General features: G+C 73.9%; 14 protein-coding genes and 1 pseudogene. 5 read left to right on the forward strand and 10 right to left on the reverse strand.

Annotated elements, in window-relative coordinates:
* Both AB0E14_RS37490 and AB0E14_RS37495 read right to left on the reverse strand, forming a co-directional pair.
* On the reverse strand, positions 1-882 hold an 882-nt coding region (locus AB0E14_RS37490), incomplete at its 3' end, for a DUF6397 family protein (protein WP_362429266.1).
* An 85-nt stretch (positions 883-967) separates the two neighbouring features.
* Positions 968-1,372, reverse strand: a complete 405-nt coding sequence (locus tag AB0E14_RS37495) for a roadblock/LC7 domain-containing protein (protein ID WP_362429269.1) — start codon at positions 1,370-1,372, stop codon at positions 968-970.
* Between the two features lie 185 nt (positions 1,373-1,557).
* Here AB0E14_RS37495 and AB0E14_RS37500 point away from each other — a divergent pair, with 185 nt between their 5' ends.
* Positions 1,558-1,983 (forward strand): PPOX class F420-dependent oxidoreductase, encoded by a 426-nt coding sequence (locus AB0E14_RS37500; protein WP_362429272.1) that lies wholly within the window; start codon positions 1,558-1,560, stop codon positions 1,981-1,983.
* Between the two features lie 107 nt (positions 1,984-2,090).
* Here the strand turns inward: AB0E14_RS37500 and AB0E14_RS37505 are convergent, their stop codons facing one another.
* The 5 genes from AB0E14_RS37505 to AB0E14_RS37525 all read right to left on the reverse strand — a co-directional run bounded on the left by AB0E14_RS37505 (position 2,091) and on the right by AB0E14_RS37525 (position 7,492).
* Positions 2,091-2,708, reverse strand: a complete 618-nt coding sequence (locus AB0E14_RS37505) for an ATP/GTP-binding protein (protein WP_362429275.1) — start codon at positions 2,706-2,708, stop codon at positions 2,091-2,093.
* A complete protein-coding gene (locus tag AB0E14_RS37510; RefSeq protein ID WP_362429278.1) occupies positions 2,689-3,105 on the reverse strand; it encodes a DUF742 domain-containing protein in 417 nt (138 codons plus the stop codon). The genes AB0E14_RS37505 and AB0E14_RS37510 overlap by 20 nt, the downstream gene beginning before the upstream one ends.
* A 13-nt stretch (positions 3,106-3,118) precedes the next feature.
* The gene (locus AB0E14_RS37515; protein ID WP_362429281.1) at positions 3,119-3,553 is read right to left on the reverse strand and encodes a roadblock/LC7 domain-containing protein; all 435 of its coding nucleotides are present in this window, start codon (positions 3,551-3,553) and stop codon (positions 3,119-3,121) included.
* Positions 3,550-6,393, reverse strand: coding sequence for a sensor histidine kinase (locus AB0E14_RS37520; RefSeq protein ID WP_362429284.1), 2,844 nt, complete (start codon positions 6,391-6,393; stop codon positions 3,550-3,552). Before AB0E14_RS37520 ends, AB0E14_RS37515 begins: the two co-directional genes overlap by 4 nt.
* A 163-nt stretch (positions 6,394-6,556) precedes the next feature.
* The gene (locus AB0E14_RS37525) at positions 6,557-7,492 is read right to left on the reverse strand and encodes an MHYT domain-containing protein (RefSeq protein WP_362429287.1); all 936 of its coding nucleotides are present in this window, start codon (positions 7,490-7,492) and stop codon (positions 6,557-6,559) included.
* 151 nt (positions 7,493-7,643) lie between these two features.
* On the opposite strand from AB0E14_RS37525, the gene AB0E14_RS37530 reads away from it, so the two are divergent.
* From AB0E14_RS37530 to AB0E14_RS37540, 3 genes are all read left to right on the forward strand, one after another.
* Positions 7,644-8,282 carry a methyltransferase domain-containing protein gene (locus AB0E14_RS37530; protein WP_362429290.1) on the forward strand — a complete coding sequence of 213 codons (639 nt, stop codon included), beginning with the start codon at positions 7,644-7,646 and terminating at the stop codon, positions 8,280-8,282.
* Between the two features lie 179 nt (positions 8,283-8,461).
* The gene (locus tag AB0E14_RS37535; RefSeq protein ID WP_362429293.1) at positions 8,462-8,767 is read left to right on the forward strand and encodes a hypothetical protein; all 306 of its coding nucleotides are present in this window, start codon (positions 8,462-8,464) and stop codon (positions 8,765-8,767) included.
* A 100-nt stretch (positions 8,768-8,867) separates the two neighbouring features.
* A complete protein-coding gene (locus tag AB0E14_RS37540) occupies positions 8,868-9,719 on the forward strand; it encodes a hypothetical protein (RefSeq protein WP_362429296.1) in 852 nt (283 codons plus the stop codon).
* Between the two features lie 34 nt (positions 9,720-9,753).
* Here the strand turns inward: AB0E14_RS37540 and AB0E14_RS37545 are convergent, their stop codons facing one another.
* The 3 genes from AB0E14_RS37545 to AB0E14_RS37555 all read right to left on the reverse strand — a co-directional run bounded on the left by AB0E14_RS37545 (position 9,754) and on the right by AB0E14_RS37555 (position 11,700).
* Entirely contained in the window at positions 9,754-10,299 is a 546-nt protein-coding gene (locus AB0E14_RS37545; RefSeq protein WP_362429299.1) for an MOSC domain-containing protein, read from the reverse strand.
* Between the two features lie 131 nt (positions 10,300-10,430).
* On the reverse strand, positions 10,431-10,613 hold the full coding sequence (locus AB0E14_RS37550) for a hypothetical protein (RefSeq protein WP_362429302.1): 183 nt from the start codon (positions 10,611-10,613) through the stop codon (positions 10,431-10,433).
* A gap of 16 nt (positions 10,614-10,629) precedes the next feature.
* Positions 10,630-11,700 (reverse strand): acyl-CoA desaturase, encoded by a 1,071-nt coding sequence (locus AB0E14_RS37555; RefSeq protein WP_362429305.1) that lies wholly within the window; start codon positions 11,698-11,700, stop codon positions 10,630-10,632.
* 263 nt (positions 11,701-11,963) lie between these two features.
* Between AB0E14_RS37555 and AB0E14_RS37560 the strand changes: the two are divergent.
* Positions 11,964-12,849: pseudogene (locus tag AB0E14_RS37560) on the forward strand (ATP-dependent helicase); the annotation flags it as partial.

The raw sequence follows: 12,849 nt of genomic DNA on the forward strand, positions 1-12,849 counted from the left end.
GCCGTGGCCGTCGACCGACGGCGGCGATCCTGCCGCCAGAGGGTCGGCGGCCGTTCCGGCAGCGCCTTCCGGGCGCGGGGCCGGGCGGTCGGTGCGCGCCTCCTCCAAGGCGATGGCGAGGCTCATGCGGTGCCAGAGGATCTCGTCCGGGTCGTCGGCCACCGTCAGCCGCTCCGCGATCTCGCGGGAGGCAGCGGACTCCGGCAGCGCCGAGGGGGGTTCCGGGCGCAGCCGGTGGAGATGGGTGCGTTCGTACGGATCGTCGACGACCTCCGCCAGCTGGGCCGGGTCGAGGAGCGAAGCGATGGCCGCCGCCCTGATCCAGGGGTCCTCGGTCGCCCTGAGGAGCAGCCCCAGACGCCGGGCTCGCCAGTTGCGCGGGCGGCAGTCCTCTCCCCCGTCGACGCGCTCCCTGATCTCGACCGGCAGCCTGCCGGCCAGCAGGGCCGGCTGGGTGAGGGCGAACTCGCCCACTTCGGCGGCGAGATAGAGCCAGACCACCGCGCGGTAGCGGTTGAGGTAAAACCGCACCGGGCTCAGGTGCCCCGTCCTGGCCAGCCGGGTGAAACGCTCGGGCGGTACGGACAGCAGTGCCGCCGCCTCGGCCGTACCGACCGTCCGGACCCGCTCCCGCAGCCCGGACGGGAAGTCCGGTGCGGCTTTGAGCCGGTCCACCTCGGCCTGCGCGACCCTGCGCCGCCCGCCCCGCGCTCCGGCGACCCCCGCCGCGGTGCCCGGGGCCCGGGGCGCGCCCGGTGCGGCGCCCGGCACGGTCCGCACCAGGCCCAACTGGACGGCGAGCTGGAACTCGTCGCGCCTCAGTTCCAGTTCCTGCGCGGCTCGCGTCTGCGCCAGCGTGCGGGTGTCCACTTCTCCTGCCATGACGGTCTCCCCCGTGAGTGCGATGACTACTCTCGGTGACGACCGTAGCGCGGGGTGGCTCGACCCCGCTCGCCCTGTGGAAAACTCAGAGATCGATCCCGCCCGGCTGACGCGCCGCCACGCCGAGGTGCTCTCCGACTCGGTTGACCAGCAGCGTCATCTCGTACGCGACCTGGCCGACATCCGCCTCCGCGCCGCTCAGGACGCACAGGCAACTGCCCTCGCCCGCCGCCGTGACGAAGAGCAGGGCCTCGTCGAACTCGACCATCGTCTGCCGGGCGCGCCCGGCCTGGAAGTGCCGGCCCGAGCCGCGCGCGAGGCTGTGCAGCCCGGAGGAGACGGCGGCGAGGTGCTCGGCGTCCTCGCGGGCCAGTCCGCTGCTCGCGCCCGTGACCAAGCCGTCGTTGGACAGCACCAGCGCGTGCCGTATGTACTCGACCCGGCGGGTCAAGTCGTCCAGGAGCCAGTCCAGTTCCGTGTCCAGCGCCATGCGTCGGTCCTTCCCCCTGTGTGTGGCGTCCCCGTCGACCCGAAGTCCCCGCGGTCCGCGTGTCGCGAGCAAGCCTTACGCACTGTCGTGGACAGGGCAAGCACCCCCGGCCGCCCGGTGTCCTCCGGGGCACGACGGAGCGCTGACGAGTGCCCGGAACACCGCCGGTGGCGGAGCATGGGGGCATGGCAAAGATGACCGAGGAACAGTGGCGGGCCTTCGTGTCCGAGGGCACCCGTACCGCCAAGCTGGCCACCGTCCGCGACGACGGCAGTCCGCACGTGGTCCCGATCTGGTTCGTGCTCGACGGCGACGACATCGTCTTCAACACCGGCAAGGCGACCGTGAAGGGCCGCAACCTGGCCCGCGACGCGCGCGTGGCGCTGTGCGTCGACGACGACCGGCCGCCGTTCGCGTACGTCTCGCTCCGGGGCCGCGCCGAGATCAGCGAGGACCCCGCGGAGCTGCGCCGCTGGGCCGCCCGCATCGGCGGCCGGTACATGGGCGAGGACCGCGCCGAGGAGTTCGGCGCGCGCAACGGCGTTCCGGGGGAACTCGTCGTCCGTGTACGGGTGGAGAGGGTGACCGCCGAGAACGGCGTCGCCGACTGAGCCCACGCTCCGGAGCCGGGCGCGGCGGGCTCCCGGCTCCGCCCACCCGCACCGGCACCGTCCCGCACAGGCCCCGTCCCGTCGGACCGCCGCGCGGCGGGGCCTTCTCACCCGACCGAGTCCAGCAGCCGTGCCGCGTGCATCCGGCCCGCGTACTCGACCAGCCGGATCAGCACTTCCTTGCCCGAGTCCCGGTCCCGCGCGTCGCAGAGCACCACCGGCGTGCCCCGGTCCAGATCCAGCGCCCTGGAGACCTCGTGCGCACCGTAGTTCCGCGCGCCCGCGAAGCAGTTGACGGCGACGACGAACGGGATCTTTCGGTGCTCGAAGTAGTCGACCGCGGGGAAGCAGTCCTCCAGACGTCGTGTGTCGGCGAGGACGACGGCTCCGAGCGCCCCCTGGGACAGCTCGTCCCAGAGGAACCAGAACCGGTCCTGCCCGGGCGTGCCGAAGAGGTACAGGGAGAGCCCGGACCGGATGGTGATCCGGCCGAAGTCCATGGCGACCGTCGTGGTCGTCTTCTGGTCGACGCCCCCCGTGTCGTCGACCGACTCCCCCGCCCGGCTGAGCTGTTCCTCCGTGCGCAGCGGCCGGATCTCGCTGACCGCGCCGACCAGGGTGGTCTTGCCGACGCCGAATCCGCCGGCGACCAGGATCTTCAGCGCGAGGGCCGTGGAGTCCACGCCACCGCCCGCACCCGTGCTCTCAGAGCGCTCGTAGGCCATCGATGACTTCCCTCAGGATCCGTTCGTCGGGCAGCTGCGCGGGCGGCACGGGTCGGCTGACCTTGACGAAGCCCGCTTCGAGGAGGTCGCCGAGGAGGACCCGGACGACTCCGATGGGCAGATCGGCGTCGGCGGCCAGTTCGGCCACCGACTGTGTCTCCGCCCGGCACAGGGTGAGCAGGGCCCGGTGTTCCGGGCCGAGGAGCGACTCCTCGGCCCGGCCGGGCGGGTCGTCGTCGACGACGACGAGCGCGATGAGGTCGAACCGTACGTTGCTGGGGCCCGGCTTCGTACGGCCACCGGTCATGGCGTACGGCCGGACGAGCGGACCGGCGTCCGCGTCGTACCACTGACTGCCCGGCACGGGCTGGCCGTCGCCGGTGCTGTCCACGTTCATGGGGTGTCTCCGGTCAGCCGGCGGCCGGCGGGGTCGCGGTGAGCCGCGGCGGGGTGTGCAGATGCTCACCGACCCGCTTGACCAGTCGGGCCATCTCGTAGGCGATGAGTCCGATGTCGGCGCTGGCCGAGCTGAGGACGGCGAGGCAGGAGCCGTCCCCCGCGGCGGCGACGAACAGGAACCCGTCGTCCATCTCGACCATCGTCTGGCGCACCCCGCCGGTGTGGAAGTGGCGGCCCGCGCCCTTGGCGAGGCTGTTGAAGCCGGAGGCGATGGCGGCCAGGTGCTCGGCGTCCTCACGGCTGAGTCCGCTGGAGGAGCCGACGGCGAGGCCGTCGTTGGACAGGACGACCGTGTGCCGGACTTCGCGGACCCTCACGACGAGGTCGTCGAGGAGCCAGTCCAGTTCACCGGAGCGGTGGTGGGACATCCTCTCGTGGTCGATCATGCGTGGTCTCCTTCACTGCCGGGGGCGCGGCCCTGGTCGGGGCCGAAGTCGCGTCCGTGGTCGGGGGCGTTGCCGTGCTGGTGGCCGGAGCCGGTTCCGAGGGGGCGTCTGCTGCCGGGGGCCGTGCCGCCGCCCCGCGTCCAGCCGTCGCGGTAGGCGGTCATCCGGTCCCTGACCTGCTCGGGGGTGCGTTCGCCCGCGCCCTGCACGGTCGGCGTGGGCGGGAGGTCGGCCGGCGGAGCCTCGCGCAACTGCGGTACGAGGCTGGCCTGACGGATCCGGCGGGGCAGGTCGCCGGAGTCGTCGGCGGGAGCGCCCGGCTGGGCCGGGACGGGCGGGGTCCGGGGCGTCGGCTGAGCCTGTGGGGGCTGCGGCGTGCGCGGGCCCTGCTGGCCCTGCGAGGAGGGGCGGCCGCGCCCGCGGAGGCTGGTCACCCCGGCCGGGGGCTGTTCGGGCACCCCCTGGTCCGGCGCGTCCGGCTGCCCCGCGAGCGCGGGGATGCGGGGCGGGCGGGGCAGGGACTGTGGTGGGGACGGGGGCGTCGTCGGGGACTGGGGGTGGGACGGGGGCAGGGACTGGGCGCGCACGGAGCCGGCGGTGACGGACTGCTGGGGGTGCTGGTGGCGCGGGAAGCCGGCGTCCGCGCCGCCCGGGCGTTCCCGGTGGACCGTGTGCCCGTACGGTCCGTCCCCGAAGGACGGTTCGGAGGTCCGGCCGTTCGGTGTGCCCTTCCCGGGCGGGAGCGCGCCCTGCAGCACGTCGATGGGCAGCAGCACGACGGCCGTCGTGCCGCCGTAGGGCGAGGTGCGCAGGTGGACCTTGATGTCGTGCCGGGAGGAGAGCCGACTCACGACGAACAGGCCGAGCCGGTCGCTGTCGAAGAGGTCGAGGGCCTCGGACTGCGCGATCCTCGTGTTGGCCTCGGCGAGGGTTTCCTTGCCCATGCCGAGGCCGCGGTCCTCGATCTCCAGGGCGTAGCCGTTGCCGACGGGTTCGCCGCTGATCCGCACCTTGGTGTGGGGCGGGGAGAACTGGGCCGCGTTCTCGATGAGTTCGGCCAGCAGGTGGGTGAGGTCGGCGACGGCGCCGCCGACGACGGACGTCTCGGGGAGCTGTCGCATCTCCACGCGCGCGTAGTCCTCGATCTCGGAGACGGCGGCGCGTACGACGTTGGTCAGCGGAACGGGCATCCGCCAGGCGCGTCCGGGTGCCGCGCCGGACAGGATGATCAGGCTCTCCGCGTGGCGCCGCATACGGGTGGTCAGGTGGTCGAGCCGGAAGAGGTCGCCGAGTTCGGAGGGGTCGTCCGCCCGGCGTTCCATGCTGTCGAGCAGGTTGAGCTGACGGTGGACCAGGACCTGGCTGCGCCGGGCGAGGTTGACGAAGACGCCGGAGATGCCGCTGGCGAGTTCGGCGCGTTCCACGGCGGCGGAGAGCGCGGCGCGGTGGACGGTGGAGAGCGCCTCGCCGACCTGGCCGATCTCGTCCTGGGGGGCCGGCCCGGGCGGCGCCTCGGCCTGGACGTCGATCTCCTCGCCCGCCCGCAGCCGCGCCATGGCGGACGGCAGTTTGCGCCGGGCGATGCCGAGGGCCGTGTTGCGCAGGCTGATCAGCTCGATGACCAGGCCGCGCCCGATGCGTACGGAGATCACGAGGGAGGCGGCGACGGCGGCGAGGCCGAGCAGGACGGCGGCGCCGCCCGCGGTGAGGACGCCACCGCCGAAGGGGGCCGCGCGGTCGGCGGCGGCGCGCCGGGCGTCGGTCTCGATGGTCGCCAGGCCGCCGCGTACGACGGCCATCGCGTCGTCCCAGGTGGAGGCGGGCACGGCCTGGAGTGCCTTGCGGCCCGCGGCGACGGCGACGATCCGGTCCTCGGCGGTGGTGAGCTGGCGGTATCCCCGCTCGTCGGCGAGCTTCTCCCAGGCGGCCCGCTCGGGGCCGCGCAGGTCGGCGGTGGCGGACTCGGTGAGGGTGCGCCGGGTCTCGACGGCGCCGGTGAACAGCCGCTGCCTCTCCGCGCTCAGCTCGCCCCCGAGGTACGCGGAGCCGAGCAGGGCGTCCTCGCGGGCGAGCATCTCGCCGACCCGGCCGAACTCGAGGAGCACGCGCGCGTGGGCACCGACTTCGGCGTCCTGGATGCCGGCCAGGGCGCCGCCGACGGCGAAGGCGGCGGTGATCGTGTCCGTGTACCGGGTGTACACGGCGTTCCACGCGACCTTGCCGGCCGCGGCCTCGGTGCGCAGCGCGGCCAGCCCTTCGACGTCGCCGACGAAGCGGCCGACCCGGTCGGCGACCTCGCGGGGGAGGTCGCCCGTGGTGCCGACGGTGTGCCGGTCGTCGAGGCGGAGCCGGGCCACGGCCGCGTCGGTGCGCCGCGCCTGGTCCTTGAGTTCCGTGGCGCGCCCGGTGCCGGGCGAGGTGACCTGGCGGACCGCGGCCCTGCGCTCGGCCTGCAGCGCGGTGATCGCGGCGGCGACGGGTTCGCGGATCTCGGCGTCGACCCGCTGGAGTTGGCGCAGTCGGGCGATGTCCTGGGCGGTGGTGACCGTGGCGAACCCCCACAGGGCGAGGAGCGAGACCACGGGAACCATCAGCAGCGAGACGATCTTCGCGCGGACCGTACGGGGGCGCAGTCCACGGCGCCGGGGAGCGGTCGACGGAGTGCCGAGCGGCGTCGCGGTCCGGTGGCTCGGGCCGAGGGGGTCGGTGGCCCCGGGCGGGGCTTCGGGGGCGCGCTCGGACGGTTCGTCGGCGGGCGGCCCCGCGTGCGCGCGCCGTCCCCGCGCCGCCTGCTGCGGCGCCGGGGTCCCGGCGTCCTGGGTGTTGCGGGGAGTTCGCATGGCCTCCTCGTTCCGGCTGCGTCTGTCGTGGTGCGGTGTGTGTACGTCGCGTGCGGGGTGGGCGGGGCGGGCGCTGCCGGCGCCGTGGTCCGGCGGAGCGGTGCCGCGACGGTCCTGCGGGGGGGAGGAACGTTTCGCGCGGACCGGGGCTCCGACCGGGGCTCTACGGACCGGGCGGACCGGCGTCCACGGGCCCCGCCGGATAGGCGTACGAGGGCGTGGCGCCCGCGGACGGGGCGTACGAGGTCCCCGAGGCAGCCGTCTGCGGGCGGCCGGCGGCCGGAACCCGGCCCGCCGCGCGGAAACCGGGCGGCGCCACGTCGACCGCCCGCTCGTCCGGCTCGGCGAGCAGCTCGGCGGAGGCGTACGCGGCACGTTCCTTGGCGGTCGGGGAGAGCGCCACGAAGGCCGAGGTGATGAACAGGTAGGAACCGAGGCCCACGGCCAGCGGGAAGATGAACTGCATCGCGGTGGCGCCGGGAAGCCGCGCCGAGGAGGGCTCCACCACCACCTCGACTGCGAACATGCCGGTGTAGTGCATGCTGCTGACCGCCACGCCCATGACCAGGGAGGCGAGCGCCACGGCGGCGGGCGCGTGGATGTTGAGCGCGGCCCACAGCGCGGCCGTCGCGGCGACGACGGCGATGGCGACCGAGAGCGCGACGAGCACCGGGTCGTACGTCACCTTGCCGTGCAGGCGCAGGGCGGCCATGCCCATGTAGTGCATGCTCGCCACCCCGATGCCGGTCGTCAGACCGCCGATCAACAGGGAGCGGCCGCGCTCGCGGCCGTAGCCGACGGCGAAGACGCCGACTCCGACGACGGCCATGGCGATGACCAGGCTGAGGATGGTCAGCGGAACGTTGTAGCGGATGTCCGTTCCGGTGACGCCGAAGCCGAGCATCGCGACGAAGTGCATCGTCCAGATGCCGGTGCCGATGGCGGACGCGGCGGTGAGGAGCCAGTTGCGGCGCGAGCGGCCGGTCGCGTCGAGCGCTCGTACGGTGCAGCGGAGCCCGAGGGCGGCGCCTATGCAGGCCATCGCGTACGACAGCACAGGTGTCAGCCAGCCGAAGGCGGCGTGGTCCAGGTGTCCCATGACTCAGGGACGCTAGTCCGGACAAGGGGGCGCATCAGGGGCGCATTTCGAAAGCTGATGGAATATGACGCAGAGATGTTCCAGAACGATCGTGCCGCGCTCGAACGTGGACACAGGACGTTCACCCCAGGGACTGAGGCATCATGCACGCATGAGCGATGACCCCACCCATGTCCAGGAGTTCTTCGGCCCTCGCGCCGCCGGCTGGGACGCCCGCTTCCCCGACGACACCCCCGCGTACGCCGCCGCCGTCGCCGAACTCGGGCTGCGCCCCGGCGACGCCGTACTGGACGCCGGGTGCGGGACCGGCCGGGCACTGCCCCCGCTGCGCGCGGCCGTCGGCCCGAAGGGGACGGTGCTCGGCGCGGATCTGACCCCCGAGATGCTCGCCGCGGCGGTACGCGCCGGGCGCGACGAGTCCGGCGCCCTGCTCCTGACGGATGTCGCCCGACTGCCGCTGCGCACCGGCGCGCTCGACGCGGTGTTCGGGGCGGGGCTCGTCTCCCACCTGGCGGATCCGGGCCCGAACCTGCGCGAACTCGCCCGGGTCGTGCGACCCGGCGGACGGCTCGCCCTCTTCCACCCGGTCGGCCGGGCCGCGCTCGCCGCCCGACATGGCCGCCTGCTCACCGAGGACGATCTGCGCGCCGAGCACAACATCCGCCCGCTTCTGTCCGGTTCGGACTGGCGCATGGTCAGTTACGTGGACGAGGACGACCGTTATCTGGTGGTCGCCGTGCGCCAGGACCCGGAGGGGGCGCGCGGGTCGTCCGCCGTGAGCGGGGCCTGAGCCGTGCGTACGCGAACGTGAGCCTCGTGTGAGCGGAGTGTGAGCCCGCGGTGACCGGGGCATGAACCGCGTGTGAGGCGGACCTGGCCACGCCGACCGTCTCCGCGCCCTTCTGTCCCGGCACCACACTGTCTACGGTGGAGGTGCCGGGCAGCCATGTCCGGGAGAGGCGGCAGGCCATGGCCCGTGTGCGAACGATTCTGAACTCTCTCCTCCCCTCCACGCGCCGCGCCTCCGGCGAACGGCGCGAGCGCGTCGAGCCGCGCCGGCAGCACAACATCTTCGAGGCCGCGGCGACCTACGTCACGGGATGCGTGGAGGACGACCAGGACCGGATCGACGACGCCGTCACCTGGGTGTCGCCCGAGGCCCTGACCTTCGGCATCAACGAACTCGCCTGCCGGGCGGTGATCGCGCTCGCCCGCGAGCGGGACGAGTCGCCGGAGACCGTGGCCCGGCACCTGCTCGGGCTGCCACCCGCCTGACCCCGCGCGGAACGGGCCTGGTCACTTTCCTTCCGAAGACTCTCGACGCGCGGGTTACCCACTGGTTAAGGTGCGCCGACGACCAGATGGGGAGGCTGCCGTGGCTACCGCCGACGACGACGCGCTGTATGTGCTGACCGCCGTGCTGCTGACGCCCGCGCAGTTCCCGAGCGTGCTCGGCGACGACTACCCGGCCGCGTGCACGGCGCTCGGCCTCGAACCGTACGCCGAGGGGTACGGCCTCGTCCTCGGACAGGACGGCGCGGGCGCCCGCTGGACGGTCGTCATCGACGACGTGTCGCTGGTCGCCGTGGCCATCGCCTCCTGGGACTGCGGCATGGAGTACGACCTCTCCCCCGACGAGCGCACGGTCGTGGCGGCGCTCCCCGGCTGGCCGCTGGACGTGGCCACGGCCGCGCCCGGCCTTCCGGCCCCGCACGACCCGGACCGCGAGGAGGGCGACCGCGCTCCGCTGTCACCGCCGGACGGCGAGGGCTGGGGCCCCGCCCAGCGGCGGCTCGGCGCCGACGAGGTCGCGCTGCAGTGGGCGGACTGGCGGGCGCAGATGGACGAGGACGCCTCGCCCGAGGAGCCGGGTGGGGGCGACGGTGAGGGCGAGGGCGGGAACGGCGATTCGGCGCCCCCCGCGGACGGCGCCGAGGGGACCGCTTCCGTACGCGACCCCTACGACGGCGTGCGGCGCGCGCTCGCCGAGCTGCGCGGCTATCTCGAGGAGGCACCGCCGGTGGGCCGGGTCCGGTCCGCCTTCGCCACCGGCGAGGCGCGGATGCTCCGGGCCGACGGGCCCGGCTGGTCGCTGGTGGCCCGGACCGACGACATGGCCTTCGTCCTCCTGGACGACGAGCCGCGCGAGGTCCTCCCGGTGGCCAGGGGCAGCAAGCTGCCCGCGCTCCTGGAGGCCCTCGACGCGATGGCCGTACGCCCCTCCTGACACCCCGCGCCCGCCGAGCGGCGACTTGCCCCGATCAGACCCTTTCCAGGGGGCGGTGCGGCTCCGCGGGCAGTTCGACCCTGATCGGGTCGCCGGGACGGACTTCACCGCCCGTCAGCACGACGCTCATGATCCCGGCCTTGCGGACGAGCCGTCCGTCCTCGTCGCGGCCGAGTACCTGCTTGAGCAGACCGTGCCGGTAGGTGTCGATCTGGGCGCAGGGGTTGCGCAGGCCGGTGACCTCGACGACGGCCTCGGCACCGAGGTGCAGCCGCGTCCCGGTCGGGAGCGCGAGGAGATCGATGCCCCGGGTGGTGATGTTCTCGCCGAGGGCGCCGGGGACGACGTCGAACCCGGCCCGGGCGACCTCGTCGAAGAGTTCGGCGTGGATCAGGTGGACCTGGCGCAGGTTCGGCGCGGTCGGGTCCTGGGCCACGCGGGAGCGGTGTTTGACCGTCACTCCGGCGTGCACGTCCCCCTCGACGCCGAGGCCCGCGAGCAGCGTGATGCTGTCGCGGTTCGGCTTGGTGAACGCGTAGACACCGTTGCTGCTGACCGTCGTGACGCCGGCGTCGCTCATGAGATGGAGCCCCCTCCTCCGATGCGATGACCGCACGCGCGCGGACATGCGGCCGACCGCACGCGGGTGACCGCGTGCGGATGATCATCCAGGAGCCTACGCCAGTCGTGCTCCTGGGATCGCGGCCCGGGTCAGCGGTGGAGTTCCTTGCGGGAGATCCGGCGGAGCCGGCGCCGCTGACCGGGGTCGAGGGCGAGGTAGGCCACGGCGGGTACGCCGAGCACCACCAGCAGGGACAGCCAGAACCCGATGAGGGGCATCAGGAGGAGGCCCACGGCCACTCCCCCGATGACGACCTTCGTCCGTGTCGACATGTGCGACGCCTCCTTCTCACGCTGCCGAGCGCAGCGGCTCGCCGACCTCGTGCAGATGTCCGAGCGCCTGTCGGTAGGACTCGACGAAACCGGTCTCTGTGTAGGGGATACCCACCGTACGACAGTGCGCACGCACGGCAGGCTGGGCGAGTCGCAGGTGCGGGCGCGGCATGCTCGGGAAGAGGTGGTGCTCGATCTGGTAGTTGAGCCCGCCGAGGAACCAGTCGGTCAGGAACCCGCCCCTGATGTTGCGCGAGGTGAGCACCTGGCGGCGCAGGTGGCCCCAGCTGTCGCCGTCGGGGTGGGCGTCGGGCATCTCCATGCCCTTGTGGTTCGGCGCGAAGGCCATCCCGAGGTGGAGCCCGAGGAGCATCTGGTGGATCAGGGCGAAGACGAGGGCCTGGGCGGGCGTGAGCGTGAGGAGCAGGAGGGTCGCGTAGCCGACGACGTGGGCGAGGAGGAGGGCGCCTTCGACGAGGCGCTCGCGCCGGGCGCGGAAGGGCCCGCCCCGGGAGAACAGCGCCTGGAACCCGTACACCTTGAGGGCGATGCCCTCAAGGGTGGTCAGGGGGAAGAAGAGCCAGGCCTGGTGGCGGGTGAGCCAGCGGCGGAATCCGGTGCGTTCGGCGGTCTGGGCCTGTGCGAAGACGAGGACGTCGGCTGCGACGTCCGGGTCCTTGTCCAGGTGGTTGGGGTTGGCGTGGTGGCGGTTGTGCTTGTCGTTCCACCACTCCTGGCTCATCCCCAGCAGCAGGTTGGCGTGGACGAGCTGGATGATCCGGTTCCGGCGCCGGTCCGCGCTGATCTGCGCGTGGCCCGCGTCATGACCGACGAAGGCCACGCGGGCGGAGAGCAGGGCGAGGGGTACGGCGAGGAGGAGGGCCCACCAGGAGGGTCCGAGCAGGACCAGTCCCGCGACCACGGCGGCGAGCCCCAGGAAGTTGACCGCCATGCCGCGCGCGTACCAGCCGCTCCTCCGTTCCAGGAGCCCCTGTTCCTTGATGGTGCGCAGCAGTGGCCCGAACTCGCTGCCGCGGCCGGCGGTCGCGGTACGAGGGGGTGGGAGCGTTGCGGTGGCCTGGGACATGACGGGCTCCGGGGTCCGTGGGCGGAGGCCCGGGCACGTGCCGCCCGGGCTCCCTCGAACGTACGGACCGGTGATCCTCCGCGACCATGGCGTCACCCCCCGAGATCCCGGGGGGCTTCCCGGGGGCCGAAGGTAGGGCTGGCCGCACCCCCTGGGACCGGCACTCGGAACGTGAGCCAGGTCACCGCGTTTCCGTTCCCGCCCGGGCGGGACCTTCCTGTACCCTCGGCCGCTCGGCCCAGTAGTCAAATTTGAGGAATGTGTTGTCGCCGTCCCTGAGACTCGATGAACTCGTCCACTGTTCCGCCGTCTTCCTGCCCGCCGACCCGCCGCGCGCGGGCCGCATCGCCTTCTGGTCCCCCGAGGATCCACCGGCCTCGGCCGAGCGGCTGACCGTGGTGGGCGACGACGTGCGCCCCCGTACGGTTCCGGCCGTACTCGTACCCGTACGGGACGCCCTGCCGCTCCTCACCCGCGCCCGGTTCTCCGACGAGGCCTCGCCCGCGGCGGCGTTCTGGGGCGCCGCGTCCCTCCTCGCCCTGCACCTCGCGGCGCAGGGGCTGCTGCTGCCCGGCCTCACCGCCACCGACCGCGACGCGTGGCGGGCGGGACCGCTGGGCGCCGACGAGCTGGCCGACCTCCGGTCCCTCGCCGCGTCGATGCCGCCGGCCGCCCATGCCGTACCGCTCCCCGGTGACGGGCCGCTGCGGCTCCCCCAGCCCGAGGCGCTCCTGCGTGCCTTCGTGGACGCGGTCGTGGACGGGCTGCCACGTACGTCGGCGGCCCCGCTGGCCGCGGGCGGGCCCGCCTTCGCGGCCGACGAGCCCCAGGAACTGCCCGCGCAGCGGGGCTGGGCGGCCGACGTGGCCGCCGGCCACGACGCGGGCGTGCGACTCTCCCTGCGTCTCGAGCTGCCCGGGCTGAGCGAGCAGCGGGCCCCGGCCTTCCGCGCGGTCCTCCAGATGCACGGCGTCGCCGACCCGGCGCTGGTCGCGGACGCGGCGGAGGTCTGGGCCGGCTCCGGCCCCGCGGCCGCGGCCTTCGGGCCCCGCGCCCGGATGGACGCGCTGCTCGCGCTGCGCCGCGCCGCGCGCGCCTGGTCCCCGCTGGCGCCGCTGCTCTCGGCGGCCGTGCCGGACGCGGTCGAGC

Source organism: Streptomyces sp. NPDC047981, assembly GCF_040653315.1.
In the GTDB taxonomy this organism is placed as follows: Bacteria; Actinomycetota; Actinomycetes; order Streptomycetales; family Streptomycetaceae; genus Streptomyces.

What these genes read in the sequence shown, in the direction of transcription:
- AB0E14_RS37495 (WP_362429269.1), bottom strand. Translation starts at nt 1,372, where the DNA reads ATGGCGCTGGACACGGAACTGGACTGGCTCCTGGACGACTTGACCCGC.
- AB0E14_RS37500 (WP_362429272.1), top strand. Translation starts at nt 1,558, where the DNA reads ATGGCAAAGATGACCGAGGAACAGTGGCGGGCCTTCGTGTCCGAGGGC.
- AB0E14_RS37505 (WP_362429275.1), bottom strand. Translation starts at nt 2,708, where the DNA reads ATGGCCTACGAGCGCTCTGAGAGCACGGGTGCGGGCGGTGGCGTGGAC.
- AB0E14_RS37510 (WP_362429278.1), bottom strand. Translation starts at nt 3,105, where the DNA reads ATGAACGTGGACAGCACCGGCGACGGCCAGCCCGTGCCGGGCAGTCAG.
- AB0E14_RS37515 (WP_362429281.1), bottom strand. Translation starts at nt 3,553, where the DNA reads ATGATCGACCACGAGAGGATGTCCCACCACCGCTCCGGTGAACTGGAC.
- AB0E14_RS37520 (WP_362429284.1), bottom strand. Translation starts at nt 6,393, where the DNA reads ATGCGAACTCCCCGCAACACCCAGGACGCCGGGACCCCGGCGCCGCAG.
- AB0E14_RS37525 (WP_362429287.1), bottom strand. Translation starts at nt 7,492, where the DNA reads ATGGGACACCTGGACCACGCCGCCTTCGGCTGGCTGACACCTGTGCTG.
- AB0E14_RS37530 (WP_362429290.1), top strand. Translation starts at nt 7,644, where the DNA reads ATGAGCGATGACCCCACCCATGTCCAGGAGTTCTTCGGCCCTCGCGCC.
- AB0E14_RS37535 (WP_362429293.1), top strand. Translation starts at nt 8,462, where the DNA reads ATGGCCCGTGTGCGAACGATTCTGAACTCTCTCCTCCCCTCCACGCGC.
- AB0E14_RS37545 (WP_362429299.1), bottom strand. Translation starts at nt 10,299, where the DNA reads ATGAGCGACGCCGGCGTCACGACGGTCAGCAGCAACGGTGTCTACGCG.
- AB0E14_RS37550 (WP_362429302.1), bottom strand. Translation starts at nt 10,613, where the DNA reads ATGTCGACACGGACGAAGGTCGTCATCGGGGGAGTGGCCGTGGGCCTC.
- AB0E14_RS37555 (WP_362429305.1), bottom strand. Translation starts at nt 11,700, where the DNA reads ATGTCCCAGGCCACCGCAACGCTCCCACCCCCTCGTACCGCGACCGCC.